Source organism: Streptomyces sp. NPDC086549, from assembly GCF_044746205.1.
Lineage (GTDB): Bacteria > Actinomycetota > Actinomycetes > Streptomycetales > Streptomycetaceae > Streptomyces.
In genome coordinates this window covers 192,912-211,085 of the sequence record NZ_JBIVBS010000009.1, presented here as the reverse complement: position 1 = coordinate 211,085, position 18,174 = coordinate 192,912, and the positions used below count along the sequence as shown (strand labels likewise).

The window sequence follows — 18,174 nt, the reverse complement described above, 5'->3', positions numbered from 1 at the left end:
AAACCGACCACCACGGTGCATGCCCCGGCGGAAGGGAGCGAGGGTCCGGGGACGCAGGCCGGCAGGCGGGCATCGGCCGAAGCGGGTCAACCAGCCGACAGCAACCCGCGTTCCTTACAGGCCGAGAGGGAGTTTCGGAGGGCGGTCGCAGCGACGGCCTCGAGCAGCACAGCAGTACAGTCGGGCAGGGGCATGACAGACCCTTCCGCTGGATTTCCCTTTGAAATCTCAATGAGCACAGTAGTAACCAGCTGCAGTCAGCTGCAACGGGGCGTCGGCGATGACAGGAATTCGACAGGTTCACCGACCGGGCCGCTCCTCACTGGCCCACCCTGGGTTGTGCGGTAGCCCATCAGATGGTCCGCGCCGCGAGCGACCCCCCGACTCACGTCGAAGCGACGCCCCCCGGAGGCTCTGGCTCGACTTCTGCAGCGGTGCCGTGTCCGGTGCCAACCGGGACCGGTCTACCGTGTCGCATCATGACAGTTGTGATCATCGGCGGCAGCGGCTTCCTGGGCACCGAGTTGATCCGGCAGGCGACAACGGCCGGGCACGCAACGGCCGCGACCTACGCGACCAAGCCCGGCAACATCTCCGAGGTCGCTTGGTACCCACTCGACCTGCGGGATACCGGACGCGTGGACGCCGTCATGGCCGAGGTCGGCCCACGTCTCGTCGTCAACGCATCGAGCGGCAATGCCGACTGGGCGGTTACGGCGCAGGGCCCCGTCCGGCTGGCGATGGCGGCGGCGAAGTACGGAAGCCGCCTGGTCCACGTGTCCAGCGACGCGGTGTTCTCCGGTGCCCGAGTCCATTACGACGAGTCCTGCCTGCCTGACCCCGTCACCCCGTACGGAGCGGCGAAGGCGGCGGCGGAGACCGGGGTCCTCCTCGTACACCCGGAGGCCGTCGTCGCCCGCACGTCGCTGATCATCGGCGATGGGCGTTCCGTACATGAGCGCGTCGTGCACGACCTCGCCGCCGGCACCCGCGAAGGCGCCCTGTTCACCGACGACATCCGCTGTCCGGTGCACGTCGCCGACCTGGCCGCCGCCCTTCTGGAATTGGCGTCGTACGACGCGACCGGCGTCCACCATCTCGCGGGATCCGACGCTCTGAGCCGTCACGAGCTCGGCATCCTCATCGCCAGGCGTGACGGCCTCGACGCCTCCCGGCTGCCCACGGGCCTGCGGGCCGACAGCACACTTCCCGGCGCCCTGGACGTGCGCCTCGACTGCCGGGCGACCCAGCGGAATCTACGCACCACGCTGCGCGGTGCTCACCAGTTCTGCAGGGCACCGGCGTGACCGCCCGGCCGGCGCCCGGCCACGGAGCCGGATGCCGGGCCGGCCGCCGACCACCTGCAGACCGTCCTCGAAGACTCTCGCTCCCGGCAGGCCGGACGTCTCTGCGGTCTATGCCTGCCGGGTCGGCAGGATCACCACCTGACGGAGGTTGACCCGGGCCGGGCGGCTGGTGGTGTACGCGATCAGATCGGCGATGTCGTCGGCGGTCAGAGCGTCGATCTCGGTGAACATGCCGTCGAGTTGACGGCTGAGCTCGGTGTTGTCGATGTGGCCGCCCAGTTCGGTACCGGTGAGCCCCGGCTCGATGTTGGTGACGCGGACGTTGCGCGGGCCCAGTTCGGTGCGCAGGGTCGCGGACAGGTGGGTGAGCGCGGCTTTGGTGGCGCCGTAGACGGCGTAGTTGGGGAAGGCGACGTGGGCACCGATGGAGGAGATGTTGATCAGATCGGCGGGGCGGCCATCGGCTGCCGCGGCGATCAGGTCGGGCACGAAGGCGCGGACGATGTGCAGTGCACCGGTGAGGTTGGTGTCGATCATGCGGGTCCACTCGTCATCGCGGCCGTCGGCGATCGGGTTGGGCAGCATGACGCCGGCACCATTGACGACCAGATCGGCCTGCCCATACGCACGGTGAATGCGCTCCGTTGCGCGTGTGATGCTCTCCTGGTCGGTGACGTCCACCTGCACCGCAAGGGCCTGGCCCCCGTCCGCGGTGATCTTCTCTGTCAGTTCGGCCAGCCGGTCGCCGCGACGCGCCAAGAGGGCCACGCGGGCGCCGTGGGCGGCGAGCAGACGGGCCGTGGCCTCGCCCATACCGCTGGCGGCCCCGGTGACGACGGCGGTGCGGCCGGACAGGTTCTTGTAGCTCATCTTCGACGTGCTCCTTGTCGGTGCCTCAGCAGGTGACAGCCGCTGAACGGGACTCATCAGTGACACCGGCAATACTGTGGCGCTCCCCTGCCCTTACCCAGGGCCATGGTTTTCCTGGGTCCGGCAGTACCAGGCTTGGCGCGCGGCCCGTCGCCTAGGCTTGCGTGCCATGAACACTGACCTGGGGGAGTTTCTGCGCTCGCGCCGTGCGCGTATCCAGCCGCACGAGGTCGGGCTGCAGGAGCACGGGCGCCGCCGTGTGCCGGGCCTGCGCCGCGAGGAGGTCGCGCAGCTGGCCGGGGTGAGCGTCGACTACTACATCCGGCTGGAGCAGGGCCGCGGGCCGAGCGTGTCGGACGCGGTCCTCGACTCCATAGCGCGGGTGCTGCGACTCGACGAGGTCGAGCAGGCGCACCTGCGCGACCTGGCCCGCCCGCAGCGGCGGCCGGCACGCCCGCGCGGCAGTCAGCGGCTCCGTCCGGGAGTCCAGCTGCTGTTGGACTCCGTTCATGCTCCCGCCTTCGTCCTCGGCCGCCGTATGAACGTGCTGGCGTGGAACGCACTCGGCGACGCCGTATCGGGTTTCTCCCGCATGCCGGACGGGCGGCGTAACCAGGCCTTGTACGCCTTCCTCGACCCGGCGGCCCAGGACCTCTATCTCGACTGGGACGCCGTGGCCGCCGAGACCGTGGCGTATCTGCGGCTCGATGCCGGGCGGCATCCGCACGACCAGCGCCTGGCCGAGTTGGTCGGCGAACTGTCGCTCGGCAGCGAACCGTTCCGCCGCCTGTGGGCGGACCATCAAGTCAAGGAGAAATCGCACGGCGTCAAACGCATGCGGCACCCCGAGGTGGGCAACCTCGAACTCGGCTACGAGACGTTGGCTCTTCCGGCAGATCCGGACCAGTTGCTGGTCGTCTACACGGCCTCCCCAGGCTCCGAGACCGCCGAGAAGCTCACCGTGCTGGCAAGCTGGACGACACAGTCGGCCACGCCGCGCACCTGACACCAGCGGGGACCACCGCCTACGCCGCACGGTGTCCCCGGTGGGCACCAGAGCCTCGTCGGCCCCGAGCTTCAGCAGCGGCTGAGCTGTTGCGTCCGGTCCAGGACGTTCCATACGGACCTCGCCTGTGGCGGTGGCGAGGGCCGCTTCGACCGGGCCGGCCACGGCGCGATGGATTCGGCGGCGAGGCAGCCGTAACGGTCCGGGTCCTTGAGGGTCCGGACCTATGCCCCAAGGTGTGTGATCTGCGGTGTCCGAAGAATGTGCGGCCCAGCACCCTGCAGTCGGACAACAGAGATCATCGCGCGCCCGAGATGCTCGGTGCTGGTGACATATCGAGGTGCCACACGGCGCAGGAGCGGATAGAGCCAGGACGTGAGCCGGTAGAACAGTCGATACCAGCTCGTGCCGGAGGTTTCCCCATGCACGGGCTGGATCCATCCGGGACGGAAAGCGTATGCGTACATGTCCATGGCCATCAGAGCGTTCTCCGTCCGACCCTTCACACGGGCCCAGGACACGCGCCCTTGTTCCGTACTGTCGGTGCCTTCACCTGATACGTACACGAACGTCAAGTGCGGATTATCGGCAGCCACAACCTGCGCGGCGGCCACGGTATAGATGTATGTGATCTTCTCGTACTCCGACGCGCTGCGCCCAGCCGCGGATACTCCGAGGCAATAGAAGCACGCGTCAGCCCCTGCAAGATCCTCTGCTACCGGGGCGAAGTCCGTGAAGTCCGTGTGAAGCACTTCACGAAGTTTGCGATCATTCCGTCCGAGCGGCCTTCGGACGACAGCGATGACTTCGGTCACCCCCGGATCCTCCAGACATGCGCGGAGCACTCCTTGACCGACCATGCCTGATGCCCCGAAGAGAATCACCTTCATGTCGACACTCCTTCCACATCTATTTAACATGTGTAAAATAGTCGATGTGTGTCAGAAGCGGAAGAGCCGCAGTTCGGAGAGCTGCGCGGCGGGCCAACCCGTGTTTGCCGTGAAGGTCAACTTCCGGTAGCGCATGTTCCAGTCCGCGTCAGGCGGGAGATTCATCACCAGCCTGCGGACGCCGGTGGCCGCCCCGAGGTCCTTCTCGAACCACCGGGGGAAGCGCGTTGTTGGTGCTTTCCCAGTAGGTCCTGGTGTCCCCGTCGACCGCGTCGGAGGGAACGTAGTTCTGGGTGTAGCTGCTGGCCGTCGCCGTCTTGTGCAATGTGGGCCACTGCCAGGGTGCAGCAGGAACAGGCATCCATGTGCTGTTCCAGGTCCAGTCTGCGGCGCAGGTCGCCAGGTTCGGTGGCGGCCTCGATGAGGCACTCGAAGCGCGCGCACGTCTTGCTGCCGTTGCATTCCAGATGTGCGTGCAGGTGTGCCTTCTGAAGCGCCTCGTGGGCCGATGTCTTCAGGGGCCCGATGGCCCGATGAGTGGATGAGCTCGACGGCGTCAGCCCGGAAGGCCGGCGTAGACCTGGTCGAGGACTGTGGGCAGCAGCGCTTGGGCCGTGGTCCGGCCATCGGGCGACAGGGTCAGGTTCGTCCAGATCACAAGCGTGACCTCGTTGTCCGGGTCGTAGCCGATGAAGGAGTTGAAGCCGGGGAGTTCACCGCCGTGGTAGTACATCGAGGCGTTCGGACCGAAGCGCTGGTGGGCGATGCCGTACCCGTACTTCTGCCCGTCAGGCGCGGCCGGGTCCTCGGGCTGCGGGCTGTGGAGCCACCGCTGCTGGAACGCCGGGTTGAGGACCTTGCCCGTCACCAGGGACCGGATCCAGGTGGCCAGGTCGTCGGCGGTGGAGATGACGCCTCCGGCGGCGGTGGCGTAAGAGGGGTTCTGATGTGTGTAGTCCACCGGCAGGAGCTTTCCGGACCGGGCCGCGGCCTGAATGTCGGCGGGGTAGGGCCGGTCGATCAGCGCGTAGGTCGTTCCGCCGTACATGTAGCCGTGTGAATAGGGTGCGGGGAGGGAGAGGTCGTCGGCGCCGGGCAGCGAGGTCCCCGCCAGGCCGAGCGGGGCGAACAGCCGGTCCCGGAACTGCTGGGCCAGCGGGTGACCGCCCACCTTCTCGGCGACGAGGCCCAGCAGGGCGTAGCTGGTGTTGCTGTACTCGTAGGACGCGTCGGGCGCGAAGTTCGGCGGGCGCCGGAACGCGATGGCCAGCAGCTCCTGCGGTGTCATGGCCTTGCCCGGGTCGGCGTCCATGCGGGCCGCGAGTTCCGGGGCGTCGGTGTAGTTGTAGAGCCCGCTGCGCATCTTCAGGAGCTCGGCGATGGTGATGTGTCCGCCGTTGGGCACCCCGGGAACGTAGGCGGACACCGGGTCGTTCAGCCGGAGCTTGCCGTCCTGGGCTAGGAGGAGGATCAGCGCCGAGGTCATGGTCTTGGTGTTGGAGGCGATCCTGAAGTGGTCACCCGTAGTGGGCGGTTCGGCCGTGCCCAGCTCGGTCGTGCCGACGGTCGCACGGAAGGTTGCCTGCGGGGTGCGGAGAAGGACCACCGCGGCGGGAACCATGAGCTTCTTCGCCGCGCGCTCCACGGTGGACCGGAACGCGGCCGGATCGATGGGCTTCAGCGCCGAGGGAATGGGATCGGAAGCACTCGCCGTCGCCGCAGGTGGGGCCGACGCGGTGAAGAGGTCCGCGAAATTCGCCTCGGAGGGCGAGGCGTAACCAGCGATCATCAGGACCGCGCACGACGCCGGCAGAACCACGCGGCGGACGGTGCGCGACGTCCCACAACCGGCTCCCATCCGGCGCGCACGGTCCGGAGCAACGTCGTCAGCTCGGAAATCCCTCATGACCGCGTCACAACCCTCGTGCTCCTACCAAGTAACTGTATTGCTCTTCGGCGCATGTGAGGGGCCGGGCTCCCCAGGCGTACCTGGGTCCACAGGTTCGGCGGAAAACTGTCGGCCGGTGGGTCCCTAGGCCTGGTAGGCCGCGGAGATCTGGCCGACCAGGACGGCGAACGGCATGTCGAGGGCGGCGTAGAGGGCGCCGGACTCGGGGAGGGCGTTGTCGGCCAGGGCCTCGACCATGAGTGTGCCGTAGTCGCTGAGGACGACGCCCGCCTGCTGCATGCGCAGCAGTCCCGCCTCCCGTTTGGTCCGGCTGAAGGTGCCGGAGGCGTCCACGGCGACGTACGCGTCGAATCCCGCGGCCGTCGCGGAGATCGCGGGCAGTGCCGCGCAGACCTCCAGCGACACCCCGGCGAAGATCAGCTTGCGTCGGCCGGTGACCTCGATGGCCTCGCGGACCCGGTCGTCGTGCCAGGCGTTGACCGTACTGCGGTCGATGATCTTCAGTCCCGCCGGCAGCGCCTCGACCAGCTCGGGGGCGGTCGGCCCCCACATACTGTCGGCAGCGGTGGTGGTGACGACCAGCGGGATCCCCAGCACGGTCGCCGCCCGTGCCAGCGCCACCACGTTGTGCTTCAGCTCTTCGAGTGGGATGTCCCGGACACCGGACAGAAGGCCGACCTGGTGGTCGACCAGCACCACGGCGGCGTTCTCCCGGGTGATCGGCTCCAGGAACTTGCTGCGCTCGCTCATCTTCCGCTCCTCTGGGGGTGGAGCCACAGCTTCATTGGTCACTTATCTTGATAGTCAATATCAGTGACTACTTGAAGGGTATACCTCGCGTCTTCCGGCGTGCAACAACTAAAATTGCAGGTCACATGGCTCAGCGGCGGGTGACCGCCGGGACGGGAGAAGCGTTGACCGGGCACCCGACCGAGGAACCGGACCTCGGCGTGCTCGCCGCCCAGGTCCTCCTCTCCGTGCAGCGCGAACTGTTCAACACGCTCGCCGAGCAGGGCTTCGACGACATCCCGCCCCGAGCCGGCGCCGTCCTCGCCCACCTGCGCACCGACGGCATCCGGGCCAGCGAACTCGCCCGCACCTCCGGACAGCACAAACAGGTCATCGGCTCCCTCATCGACGACCTCGAACGCCTCGGCTACGTCGAACGCAGACCCGACCCCGCCGACCGCCGCGCCAAACTGATCCACCCCACCGAACGCGGCCTCCTCCAGATGCAGACCGCCGCCTCCATCATGCGCACCATCGAAGAACGCCACGCGAAAGCACTGGGCACACAGGAGTACGCCGCCTTCAAGACCGCACTCCACCGCGTCGCCGAACTCCAACGCAACACCATCACCACAACCACGGCACCAGGACACGACCACAGCACCTGAGCAACCGAGGCTGATGGAGCCCTCCTTCGAGGCGACGCCGAGAAGACTCCCCTGGCATGCTGCACCCATGTCGACGTCGCCCATGCGCCCAGGCGCCCCCACCGATGTTCCCCTCCCGTCGGTCGACGGCCTGTCCCTACAGGCACGTCGGGTGGGCCGGGACATTCGCGGGGCCGGTCGGGTGCTGCACGACATATCGCTCGACATCGCGCCCGGGCAACTCACCGTGATCGCCGGGAGCAGCGGCGCGGGCAAGACGGTTCTGTTGGAGATTCTGGCGGGACTGGGCGCGCCCACCGAGGGAGAGGTGCTGCACAACGGGGAACAACCAGGGCCTCCGGGGCGGGAGTTCGGATTTGTTCCTCAGGAGGACATCATCCACCGCGAACTGTCGTTGCACCGAACGCTCGTATACGCGGCGGGCCTGCGCATGCCTCCGGGCACGTCGGCCCAAACCGTCACCGTGACCGTCGACCGGGTGTTGGCCACCCTCGGCCTCTCCGAGCGGGCCGGGACGCCCGTGCGTGCGCTGAGCGGCGGTGAACGCAAACGGGCCAGTATCGCGGTCGAGTTGCTGACCCGGCCGAGGGTGCTCTTCCTCGACGAGCCGACGTCCGGGCTCGACCCGGTCACGGGGGCGGACCTGCTGCGGACCCTGCACGCACTCGCCGAGGACGGCACCACCGTCGTCATGACCACCCACGTCCTCGCCGATCTGCTCGGCTGCGACCAGGTCGTGTTCCTCACGTCCGGTGGCAAGGTCGCGTACGCGGGCGAACCGACCGCTCTGTGCGGGGCTTTCGGGGTCGATACCGTCGAGGAGGTGTACCGGGCGGTGGCCGACGGCGTACGCGTCGAGCATGCCGCGCCCGACGACATCCATCGGACCGACGACGTCCATCAGCCTGACATCGTGTCACGAAACCGAAAAACACCGCGTGTTGGTGCCCTGCGCCAGTGGGCACTGCTGACCCGTCGCGGTACGGCGCTGCTGCTGCACAACCGGCTCTCGGTCGCCGTCCTGGCGGGGTCACCGGTGATGATCGTAGCGATGTTCGCGCTGCTGTTCCGCGCGGGCGCGTTCGATCCCGTGGCTCCGGATCCGGGGTCGACAGCGATGATCATGTTCTGGATCGCGTTCGGCGCATTCTTCTTCGGACTGACGTACGGGCTGCTTCAGATCTGCACCGAGCTGCCCGTACTGCGTCGCGAATGGCTCGCGGGCCTGCGCATCGGTCCGTACGTCGCCTCGAAGCTCACGACCATGTTGCCGGTGCTCGCGGTTGCCGACGCGCTGTTGTTGGCCGTGCTGCGCGCTTGGGACCGGCTGCCCGCGGCGGGCTGGGGCACCTACGGGTCGCTGTTCACGTCGAGTGTGCTCGCCTCGGCTGCCGCTCTTTCGCTGGGGCTGCTCGCATCGGCGGCGGTGTCGGAGCCAGGGCAGGCGACGCTGATGCTTCCGTTGCTCTGCTTTCCCCAGGTGCTGTTCTCGGGGGCTTTCGTGCCGGTGCCCCGGATGACAGGGGCCGGAGAGGCGATCAGCTGGGCGATGACCAATCGCTGGGCGTTCGAGGCACTGGGCGGCGGAGTCGGTCTGGAGTCGCTGTGGCGTGAGGGTGGCTCGCCGCTGGGGCCGCCTCTGCTGGCGTCGTACGGCGATTCGTTCGGGCATCCGCCGAGCCGAGGGTGGTTGATCCTGGCGGCCTTCGCGCTGACGTTCCTGGCCTGGACATGGGTGATCCTTGTGCGCAAGTGCAAGCAGGGGGCGGTGAGGAGCCGGGCGGGGCGATGAACCCGCCCCCGCGGACCGACTCCTTGAGCACCTGCCGGCTCAACAACCCACTCGCGGGGCCAGACCCGCCACCTCCGGCACCTGGTCCCGATAGGTCTGCGTCACGAACGACAGGAACGTCTCGATGTCCTTGGGCAGAGACGACACCCCGAGGGAGATTCGGACAGCACCCCCCGAGGGCAGCCGGAGCAGCTCCAAGTAGCCTTCCAGCGACCTGAGTTGCTTGCGGGCCGCCGAGCGCAATCGGCTCAGCGGCAGGGCGAAGGCCGCTTCGCCGGCACCCGGATTGCAGAAGCACCCCGTACGCAGGGATATGCCGCGTGCGGCACTGTCGCGCGTGACGATGCGTTCGTCGATGATCCGGCCGTCCGCCCCGAACAGGTTCAGCGCGACCGTGCCGCCGCGGGCCGCATCGGCACGGCCGGGACCGTACACCCGGACCATCGGAGAACCGTCGCTGTGCCGCAACGTCCGTAAGCCCGCGAGCAGTTGGCCGGTCAGCGCGGTGACATGGGCGTGCACGCGGTCCATCCCGATGCGCTCGATCCAGGCGAGTCCGGCGGTCACATCCGGTATGGACAGGAAGTTGACGGTACCGTCCTCGAAGGCGGCCTCGTCGTCGGCGAGGACGTGCCACTGAGCCTGGGCGCTCACCGCGTAGACCGTGCCGCCCGCGAACCAGGGGCGGCGCAGCTTGGCGAGGGCTGAGCGGCGGGCGATCAGGCTGCCGACGCCGGTGGGATGTCCGAAGACCTTGTACCAGCTGACCACGGTGAAGTCCGGGTGGTACCGGCCCAGGTCCAGAGCGTTGGTCGGTACGAAGGCCGCCGCGTCGAGCAGTACGTCGTAGCCGTGCTCCTGGGCGGTTTCGATCCACTCCAGCGAGTGCTTGACGCCGGTGAAGTTGCTCTGCGCCGGATATGCCAGCAGTCCGCGTGAGTGGCCGCCGTCGCGCCCTCGCGGGAGGCCCGGTCGCCGATCCCGTGTGGATAGAGCGGCCCGCAGTCGCCTCTCGTCCAACTGCAGGTCGGGCCCGCTCACGGGTACGTACACGGTTGCGGCGCCCCGTGACCGCGCGTACTCCCTCAGGCCGTTGACCGAGTTGTGATTGTCGATCGGCATCACGAGCCTGCCGCCGCGCGTGAAGGGATACGCCTCACCGACCAGTCGCAGGGCGCCCGTCGCATTGGGGGTGAAGATCACGGTGTACTCGGCAGGGTCGGCGTTGAAGTGCCGCAGAACCGCCTCGCGGGCCTCGGCGAGCAGAAGCCCGGAGGCGAGGGAGGCCGGGCTTTCCGAGTGCGGGTTCCCGAACAGCCCGCCGGTGATCCGCTGCGCGCTTCCCGTGACAAGGGAGCGCGGGGCCAGTCCGGCACCCGTGTGGTCGAGGTAGGTGTGTCCACCCTCGTCGAGGAAGCCGAATTCGCGTGCCCGCAGCTCTGCGAAGCCGTCGGGACCATCCGCTCCCCCACCACGTATGTGTCCGGTCGTGTCCGCCGTTTCCATGTAAGCCCCTCCGCATAGAGCTTTGACAACGGTATCCGCGTATGCCGGGTCGGCCGCTGCGACACGACACGGAACAGCGCTCGAATGGGCTCCGGCCACGCCAACCTACGTACCCCTTGCGCAGCACGAGATCGCCGGGGACTGTCCGATCACTCGGCGTGCACATCCTGCGGAACCTGCAGCAAAGCCCGTTTGGAGACGTTGCGGTCATGGATAGTGCTCCGGTAGCTGGGGCTCGGTCCCGGGTGTCACGAAGCTGTGGAGGGTGAGCATGCGTTCCTTGACCTTCGTCATCGGTACGGGGCGTAGCGGTTCGACTGCGCTGTCACGCATCCTCAACTCCCACCCTGACGTACTGAGCCTCAACGAGTTCATGGCCTCCGTGGGGGACGCCGCCTTCCCCGAGGGGAAGGTGACCGGTGAAGAGTTCTGGCAGTCGCTCTTCCGGCCCGCCCCGCACTTCGAGCGGATGATCCGCAGCGGGCTGCCGCTGCCGGAGTTCCTCTACACACGCCGCCCCGGAAGGTATACGGCGAAGACCACCGGTATTCCTGCGCTCTCCCTGATGGTGTTGCCCCACCTGAGCGACGACCCGGACGGGCTCCTCGACGAACTTTGCGCAGCGGTGGTGCGGTGGCCCGTACGCACCGCTGCCGAGCACCACCGAGCACTGTTCGGTCTGCTCTGCGCGCGGTTCGGACGGACCGCCGTCGTGGAACGCTCCGGTTACTCGACAGGCTGGGCGCCAAGACTGCGGGCCGCGTTCCCGGACGCGAGGTTCGTGCACCTGTTCCGAGACGGGCCGGACTGCGCCCTGTCCATGAGCCGTCATCCCGGATACCGCACGATCTCTCTGCTGCGCGAGATCAAGGCACGAGCCGGCATCGACAGTTTCGCCGACTTGACCGACGCGCACGCGCGCTCGCTGCCCGCGGATCTGTCGCCGCTCCTCGACGAGCGTTTCGACCCCGCCCTCGTACTCGACCGAGATGTCCCGCTGCGGACGTTCGGTTCCCTGTGGTCCGAACTCGTCACCGAGGGCTCGGAGTTCCTCGGCCGGCTGCCCGCCGACCAGCGCACCACGCTTGCCTATGAGGACCTCCTCGACGATCCCGCCGCAGAGCTGACACGGCTGGCCGCGTTCATCGGCGTTTCCCCGCTCCCCCAGTGGCTGAACATCGCATCCGCGCTGCTCGACCACAGCCGGCGCGGCTCCGCCCGCAAGCTGCCGGCCGCTGAACTCGACGAACTGAGGGACAGCTGTGCCCCGGGCACCCGCGTTCTGCAGGGACGCCCCGGCCAGTGAGAGTCCCATGGACCCGCCCTCGCCCTCGCCCTGCCATGGGCCGACGGCCCTGTGTCGAGCGGGCGGCAGGAACAGGGCCTTCGCTGTTGACCGGTATCGAGTAATCAGTCGATCACGGCGGTCCGCCAGGTCTCCTCGTCGGCGTCCAGGAGTGCCGTGACGAGGGCGGGGTCCGGCAGCGGGCCGTGGTCCGCGGCGACCCTCAGGGCCGAGGCCGCGGTGAGGTGGCCCAGCCGCAGGGCGCGGTGCACGGGGAGTTGCCGCAGGAGGCCGCTGAGGAAACCGGCGGCGAAGGCGTCTCCGGCGCCGACCGGTTCGGTGACGCGCACGGTCAGGGCGGCCACGCTGTGGGCGGTGGCTCCGACGAAGGCGGTGGCGGCGCGGGCCCCGTCCTTCACGACGAGGACGCGTGGGCCGGGCAGGAGTTCGCGGACCCTTTCGGCGTCGGTGATCCCGTCCCCCCACAGGGCCTGGGCCTCGTCGAGGCCGACGAGGACGATGTCGGCCCGGTCGGCGAGCGGCCGCAGGACGTCCGCGGCGGAGCGGCCGGTCCACAGAGCCGGGCGGTGGTTGACGTCGAAGCTGACGGGCCACGGGCGGTCGGGGCGCAGCGCCCGCTCGACGAGGGCGTGGCAGCCGGGCGACAGGGCGGGCGTGATGCCGCTGAGGTGGACGAGCGCGGCGTCCGTCACCGCCGGGTCGTCGAGCACGTCGGGAGTGAGGGCCGAGGCGGCGGATCCGGCACGGTGGTAGTGGACGCGGGTGCCTTGCACGCCCGGGCCCGGATCCTTGAGCAGCAGTCCGGTGGGCCGCCCCGGGTCGGTGCGGACGCCGCTGACATCCACGCCGCCGGCGGCGATCCGGGCGCGGACACGGCGGCCGAAGGGGTCGTCGCCGACCGCGGAGACCCAGCGGGCGGGGATCCCGTGGTCGGCGAGGTAGAGGGCGACGTTCGACTCGGCGCCCGCGATGTCGACGCGCAGCAGGTCGGCGCCGTCCAACGGCCCGAGGGGGTCGGGGGCGAGGGCAGCCATGGTCTCGCCGACGCAGACCACGGGGCCGGGGCGCAGGGGCCGGTGGGTGCTCATAGGTGGGCTTCCTAGGGTGTGTCGGCGCGGTCCGCCGAGGCCGGGACGGCGGGGACCGCCGGGCGGTAGGGGGCGGCCGGAACGCCGGGGACGTCCACCCGGACCGCGAAGACGGCGCCGTCGAGGGGGCTCGGGACGGGCAGGCCGATGTGGGCGCTGGTGACGAGGAGCGTACGGCCGTCGGGGCCGCCGAGGCAGAGCCCCGCGGGCTGCCCGGCGGGCAGGTCGACGATCCGGTCGAGGCTGCCGTCGGGGCGGTACCGGTGGACCTGCCCGGTACCCCAGACGGCCGTCCACAGGCAGCCCTCGATGTCGGTGGTCATGCCGTCGGGGCTACCGGAGCCGAGGGTGACGAAGGGTTCGGGGGTGCCCGGGTCGCCGCCCACGGGGTCGACCGGATATCGCCGGATGATGCCCCGGGCGCTGTCGGCGAGGTACATGACGGTGCCGTCGGCGGTGAAGGCCGGGCCGTTGGGGATCGTGACGTTCCGCAGGACGCGGGTGACGCGGCCCTCGCGGTCCAGGCGGTAGAGGGAACCGGCGTCCTCGGTCGTGTCGTAGGCCATGCTGCCCGCCCAGAACCGGCCGTGCGGATCGGCGACGCCGTCGTTCATCCGCATCGCCACCGGGGCGCCGTCCTCGGGACGGGCGATCCAGTCGACGCCTCCAGCGGGGTCGATGCGGCAGATGCCGGTGCCCGCCGCCGCGATCCAGTGGCCGGGGCTGCCCTCGACCGGCGCGACCGCGCCCAGGGGGCAGGGCAGTCGGGTGATCAGGGCGAGCGGCGCGCCGGGGTCGGCGGGTGCGGCGAGAAGCCGGCCGGTGAGGATGTCGGTCAGGACGGCGCGTCCGTCCGTCCAGCGGATGCCCTCGCCGAGTTCGAGGCGGTCGGCGGCGAGGACCGTGGGCGCGGTCACCGGCGGGCCTCCGTGCGGACGACGTCCAGGAAGGCACGGGCCCGCTCGCGCAGGGCGGTGATGCTGCCGCCCTCGGCGGCGTCGCCGACCAGGGGTGACCCGACGCCCACGGCCGTGGCGCCCGCGCGCAGGTAGGAGGCGGCGGCCGCGGCGTCCACTCCCCCGACGGGCACGAACGGCAGGTCCGGGAAGGGGCCGCGCAGATCCCGCAGGTATCCGGGGCCGCCGGCGCTGCCGGCCGGGAACAGCTTGAGTGCTTCGGCGCCGAGACGCAGCGCCTGGAGGATGTCGGTGGGGGTCATCACGCCTGCGAGCACCGGGAGTCCGAGTTCCCGTCCGGTGGCGATGCCGTCGCTGACGGCGGGGGTGACGAGGAAGGCCGCTCCGGCCTTCTGCGCGGCCCGGGCGTCGTCGGAGGACAGGACGGTTCCGGCGCCGAGCGTCGCGTCGGGGCCGAGCGCGGCGCGGGCCCGGGCGATGACGTCCAGCGCGTCGCGCCCGGAGAGAGAGACCTCGATGAGGGTGACACCCTCTTCGACGAGGGCGAGCACGGTGGTCAGCGCGGCGTCCGGGTCGCTGCCGCGGACGATGGCGAGCAGCCGTCGGGCGCGCAGCGCGGCGAGCAGGTCCATCCGGCATCCCTTCTGGTGATGGGGGTTCAGGGGTGGCGGGTCGCGGTGACGGTGAGCCGCCAGGCGACCTCGCCGGTCGGCGGCACGACGGCGGTGTCGCCGTCCTCCGCCGCGGCGCGGTCGAAGACGCGGCCGAGCATCGGCTCGACACCGATCGAGCGGTATGGCGCGCCTTGGGGGAAGCCGCCGAGGTTGCGCCAGAGGGCGACCGCGACCGGCTGCCCGGCGGCCTCGACGGACAGGTGCAGCGTGTCGGCGCCGTCGTGCACGGACACCCGGGAGGTGAGGACGACCGCCCCGACGGCGCTCCCGTCGTCCGGGCCGAGCCGGTCCAGCGGTACGCCGTCGACGCTGGGCCAGGTGCCGGCGACCCAGCGGTCGCCCTCGTCCGGATAGAGCCGGGTCGCCGCCGGTCCGACGACACCGATCCGGGCGGCGGAGGAGAGGTCCAGCAGGGCGTGGGCGGCCCACACGAAGCGGTAGCCGGGCTCGGCGGCGAGCGTGTAGTCGACGACGACCGCGTCCCCTCCCTCGACGATGCGCCGGGTCAGGCGGAAGTCGGGGCAGTCCGCGACGTCCTCCTCCCCCGCCCTCCGCCAGGGTCGCGACCAGGTGTCCCCGTGGTCGGGCAGCCCGCGCACGGTGGGGACGCACTCCTCCAGCCCGCCGGCATCGGCGAAGGGGTCACCGGGCCGGACCACGCGGCGGCGGGGCTCTTCGCGGTGCCACAGCCACTCGCGACCGCCCGCGGTCAGCGACGTCCAGCGCCCGCCGTGGTCCGGGTCGGTGGTGACGCGGACGGGCAGCCGCACGGCGCTCACCATTCGGCGAAGGAGCCGTCGGCGTGCCGCCAGACGGGGTTGCGCCAGGCGTGTCCGGACCGGTCCGCGGCGCGGACCGCGTCCTCGTCGACGGCGATGCCGAGGCCGGGCAGTCCGGTGCGGTGCGCCTGGCCGTCCACGAAGCGGAAGGGTTCGGTGTCGACCAGGTAGGACAGCAGGTCGGCGTCCTTGTTGTAGTGGATGCCCCGGCTCTGCTCCTGGATGAGGAAGTTGGGGGTGGCGAAGGCGACTTGGAGGCTGGCGGCCAGCGCGATGGGACCGAGCGGGCAGTGCGGTGCCAGGTGGGCTCCGAAGGTCTCGGCGAGCGAGGCGATCCGGGTGACCTCCGATATGCCGCCGGCGTGCGACAGGTCCGGCTGGGCGACGGCGACGCCCGCGGTGAGCACGGGGAGGAAGTCGGGCCGCCCGTAGAGCCGCTCGCCGGTGGCGAGCGGCACGGACGAGGCGGTGACCAGCCCGGGGAGCAGGTGTGCCTGTTCGGGCAGGACGGGTTCCTCGACGAACAGCGGGTGCAGCGGGGCTATCTCGTGGAGCACGCGACGCGCGTTGGCGGCGGTGAACCGGCCGTGGAAGTCGACGGCGACGTCGCGGTACGGGCCCAGGGCCTCGCGGGCGGCGGCGATCCGGTCGACGACGGCGGCGGTATCGGCGGGGCTGCCGATCGGCGGGGTGCGCCCGGCCGCATTCATCTTGACTGCCGTGAAGCCCGCCTCGACCTGGGCGGCGATCTCCTCCTTGAGCCGGTCGGGTTCGTCGCCGCCGACCCAGGCGTAGACCCGGACGGTGTCGCGGACGGGGCCGCCGAGCAGGGTGTGCACCGGCACGCCGAGGGCGCGGCCGGCGATGTCCCACAGGGCCTGGTCGATGCCGGCGACGGCGCTGGAGAGCACGGGCCCGCCCCGGTAGAAACCGCCCTTGCTCAGCACCTGCCAGTGGTCCTGGATGCGCAGGGGGTCCTGGCCCACCAGGTGCTCGGCGAGCACCTCCACGGCGGCCCGCACCACCTCGGCCCGGCCCTCCACCACCGGCTCTCCCCAGCCGACGACGCCGTCGTCGGTCTCGATACGGCAGAACAGCCAGCGGGGCGGGACGAGGAAGGTCTCGACGCGCGCGATCTTCACTGTGACTGGCCGTCCTTCTGCTGGGTGGAGCCCTCCGCGCCCTCGGGCGCGTGCGGGCCACTGACCTTGTCGAGATCGCGCGTCGCCTGGTCGAGCAGGGCGCGCATGGCGTGTTCCGCGGCGTCGGGGTCCCGGTCGCGCACGGCGTCCAGGACGGCACGGTGGCTGGGGACCGGGTCCTCGCTGTGCGGGGCGCTGTGCACGAGCTGATCGCGCTGGGCCAGGCCCGACTCGATGACCATCTCCATGCGTTCCAGCAGTTCGTTGTGGGTGGCCGCGAGCAGTGCCCGGTGGAAGGCGAGGTCGGCCTCGACGGCGTGGCTCGCGCCGCCTTCCTTGCCCATGGCGGCCAGCGCCTTCTCCAGCGCCTCCAGGTCGGCGTCGGTGCGCCGGGCCGCGGCGAGCCGTACGGCGGCGGGTTCGATGATGCCGCGGACCTCGCCGAGGTTGCGCAGCAGCGCGGGGTCGGCACCGGCGCCGCTGCTCTCGGAGAACTGCCAGCGCAGCACGTCGGCGTCGAGCAGGTTCCAGTCGGAGCGGGGCCGGACGAAGGTGCCGCGCTTCTGCCGGGCGTCGACCATGCCCTTGGCCGCGAGCACCTTCAGCGATTCGCGCAGGGCCGTCAGGCTGACGTCCAGCTCGCTCTGCAGGGCCGCCATGTCGAGCGTCGCTCCCTCGGGGATCTCGCCGCTGAGCACCCGGCGGGCGAGTGTCTCCACGGTCTGGCCGTGCACTCCGCGGCGCGCGTATGGCGTCATGTGTTTGCCTTTCTTGCTGGTCGGTCGGTGGCGGGAGCGGTCGTCTCCGTCAGGCGGAGTCCTTGGCGACGCTCCAGCCGCCGTCTACGAGCAGGCTCGATCCGGTGATGTAGGAGGCTTCGTCGGCGGCGAGGAAGGCGACGGCGGCGGCGACCTCCTCGGGGGTGCCGAAGCGGCGGGCCGCGGTCCCGGCGACGCTGATCTCCCGGTCGGCGGGTGGGACTCGGTCCCAGGCGGCGGTCAGGATCGGCCCCGGCAGCACCGCGTTGACGCGGAGGTCCGGTCCGTACTCGACGGCGAGCTGGCCGCACAGCGACAGCAGGGCGCCCTTGCTCGCCGCGTACGCCGGGTGTCCGGGGATGCCCCGGTGGGCGTGGACGGAGGAGACGAGGACGACAGCCCCGTGGTGCTCGCGCAGGTCCGGCAGCGCCGCCTTCACACCCAGGAAGGCGCCGGTGAGGTTGACCGCGAGCTGCCGCTCCCAGGAGGCGAGGCTGGTCTCGTGGACCGGAGCGACCGCCACCGTGTACGCGTTGCTCACCAGGACGCCCACCGGCCCGAAGTCGTGGGCGGTGGTCATCACCCGCCGCCAGTCGTCCTCGCTCGCGACGTCGGCGGCGACGAACCGGGCGCGGGCGCCGTCCTTCCGTAGCCGCTCGGCCGTCTCCTCGCCGCGCTCCGCGGCGATGTCGACGAGGACGACAGCCGCGCCCTCCGCGGCCAGACGTGACGCGCAGGCCGCACCGATGCCCGACGCGGCGCCGGTGACGACCGCGACGCGGTTGGTGAAGCGGGCCGCTGGGTTCATGGGGTGGTTCGTCTCCTGTTCCAAG

Annotated in this window: 17 protein-coding genes; 5 read left to right on the top strand and 12 right to left on the bottom strand. The window is 70.4% G+C overall.

What is annotated here, in order from left to right; genetic code table 11:
• Window positions 1–479: 479 nt before the first annotated feature.
• Window positions 480–1,307 carry an SDR family oxidoreductase gene (locus ACIPSA_RS27410; protein WP_402638990.1) on the top strand — a complete coding sequence of 276 codons (828 nt, stop codon included), beginning with the start codon at window positions 480–482 and terminating at the stop codon, window positions 1,305–1,307.
• 108 nt (window positions 1,308–1,415) lie between these two features.
• Here the strand turns inward: ACIPSA_RS27410 and ACIPSA_RS27405 are convergent, their stop codons facing one another.
• Complete coding sequence (locus ACIPSA_RS27405) at window positions 1,416–2,177, bottom strand: SDR family oxidoreductase (RefSeq protein WP_402638988.1); 762 nt, start codon at window positions 2,175–2,177, stop codon at window positions 1,416–1,418.
• Window positions 2,178–2,346: 169 nt separating this feature from the next.
• Here ACIPSA_RS27405 and ACIPSA_RS27400 point away from each other — a divergent pair, with 169 nt between their 5' ends.
• Window positions 2,347–3,183: a helix-turn-helix transcriptional regulator gene (locus ACIPSA_RS27400; protein WP_402638986.1), complete on the top strand. Its 837-nt coding sequence runs from the start codon at window positions 2,347–2,349 to the stop codon at window positions 3,181–3,183.
• 224 nt (window positions 3,184–3,407) lie between these two features.
• Here the strand turns inward: ACIPSA_RS27400 and ACIPSA_RS27395 are convergent, their stop codons facing one another.
• From ACIPSA_RS27395 to ACIPSA_RS27385, 3 genes are all read right to left on the bottom strand, one after another.
• Window positions 3,408–4,073: an NAD(P)H-binding protein gene (locus ACIPSA_RS27395; RefSeq protein ID WP_402638984.1), complete on the bottom strand. Its 666-nt coding sequence runs from the start codon at window positions 4,071–4,073 to the stop codon at window positions 3,408–3,410.
• Window positions 4,074–4,629: 556 nt separating this feature from the next.
• Window positions 4,630–5,892, bottom strand: a complete 1,263-nt coding sequence (locus ACIPSA_RS27390; protein ID WP_402638982.1) for a serine hydrolase domain-containing protein — start codon at window positions 5,890–5,892, stop codon at window positions 4,630–4,632.
• Window positions 5,893–6,105: 213 nt separating this feature from the next.
• A complete protein-coding gene (locus ACIPSA_RS27385) occupies window positions 6,106–6,732 on the bottom strand; it encodes an isochorismatase family protein (protein WP_402638980.1) in 627 nt (208 codons plus the stop codon).
• Window positions 6,733–6,857: 125 nt separating this feature from the next.
• Here ACIPSA_RS27385 and ACIPSA_RS27380 point away from each other — a divergent pair, with 125 nt between their 5' ends.
• On the top strand, window positions 6,858–7,379 hold the full coding sequence (locus ACIPSA_RS27380) for a MarR family winged helix-turn-helix transcriptional regulator (RefSeq protein WP_402638978.1): 522 nt from the start codon (window positions 6,858–6,860) through the stop codon (window positions 7,377–7,379).
• Between the two features lie 67 nt (window positions 7,380–7,446).
• A complete protein-coding gene (locus ACIPSA_RS27375; RefSeq protein WP_402638976.1) occupies window positions 7,447–9,171 on the top strand; it encodes an ATP-binding cassette domain-containing protein in 1,725 nt (574 codons plus the stop codon).
• Window positions 9,172–9,210: 39 nt separating this feature from the next.
• Here ACIPSA_RS27375 and ACIPSA_RS27370 read toward each other — a convergent pair whose 3' ends face one another.
• Entirely contained in the window at window positions 9,211–10,677 is a 1,467-nt protein-coding gene (locus ACIPSA_RS27370) for an aminotransferase class V-fold PLP-dependent enzyme (RefSeq protein ID WP_402638974.1), read from the bottom strand.
• Window positions 10,678–10,948: 271 nt separating this feature from the next.
• Here ACIPSA_RS27370 and ACIPSA_RS27365 point away from each other — a divergent pair, with 271 nt between their 5' ends.
• Window positions 10,949–11,983, top strand: coding sequence for a sulfotransferase family protein (locus ACIPSA_RS27365; protein ID WP_402638972.1), 1,035 nt, complete (start codon window positions 10,949–10,951; stop codon window positions 11,981–11,983).
• Window positions 11,984–12,087: 104 nt separating this feature from the next.
• Here ACIPSA_RS27365 and ACIPSA_RS27360 read toward each other — a convergent pair whose 3' ends face one another.
• The 7 genes from ACIPSA_RS27360 to ACIPSA_RS27330 are packed head-to-tail and all read right to left on the bottom strand — an operon-like array spanning window position 12,088 to window position 18,149.
• Window positions 12,088–13,071, bottom strand: a complete 984-nt coding sequence (locus tag ACIPSA_RS27360; RefSeq protein ID WP_402638970.1) for a sugar kinase — start codon at window positions 13,069–13,071, stop codon at window positions 12,088–12,090.
• 11 nt (window positions 13,072–13,082) lie between these two features.
• Window positions 13,083–13,988 carry an SMP-30/gluconolactonase/LRE family protein gene (locus ACIPSA_RS27355; RefSeq protein WP_402638967.1) on the bottom strand — a complete coding sequence of 302 codons (906 nt, stop codon included), beginning with the start codon at window positions 13,986–13,988 and terminating at the stop codon, window positions 13,083–13,085.
• Complete coding sequence (locus ACIPSA_RS27350; protein ID WP_402638966.1) at window positions 13,985–14,620, bottom strand: bifunctional 4-hydroxy-2-oxoglutarate aldolase/2-dehydro-3-deoxy-phosphogluconate aldolase; 636 nt, start codon at window positions 14,618–14,620, stop codon at window positions 13,985–13,987. The genes ACIPSA_RS27355 and ACIPSA_RS27350 overlap by 4 nt, the downstream gene beginning before the upstream one ends.
• 26 nt (window positions 14,621–14,646) lie before the next feature.
• Window positions 14,647–15,432, bottom strand: a complete 786-nt coding sequence (locus ACIPSA_RS27345; protein ID WP_402638964.1) for a hypothetical protein — start codon at window positions 15,430–15,432, stop codon at window positions 14,647–14,649.
• A gap of 5 nt (window positions 15,433–15,437) precedes the next feature.
• Window positions 15,438–16,583: a galactonate dehydratase gene (dgoD, locus tag ACIPSA_RS27340; protein WP_402638963.1), complete on the bottom strand. Its 1,146-nt coding sequence runs from the start codon at window positions 16,581–16,583 to the stop codon at window positions 15,438–15,440.
• Window positions 16,580–17,341, bottom strand: coding sequence for a FadR/GntR family transcriptional regulator (locus ACIPSA_RS27335; RefSeq protein WP_402638960.1), 762 nt, complete (start codon window positions 17,339–17,341; stop codon window positions 16,580–16,582). Before ACIPSA_RS27335 ends, dgoD begins: the two co-directional genes overlap by 4 nt.
• Window positions 17,342–17,390: 49 nt before the next feature.
• Complete coding sequence (locus ACIPSA_RS27330; RefSeq protein ID WP_402638957.1) at window positions 17,391–18,149, bottom strand: SDR family NAD(P)-dependent oxidoreductase; 759 nt, start codon at window positions 18,147–18,149, stop codon at window positions 17,391–17,393.
• Between the last annotated feature and the right edge of the window lie 25 nt (window positions 18,150–18,174).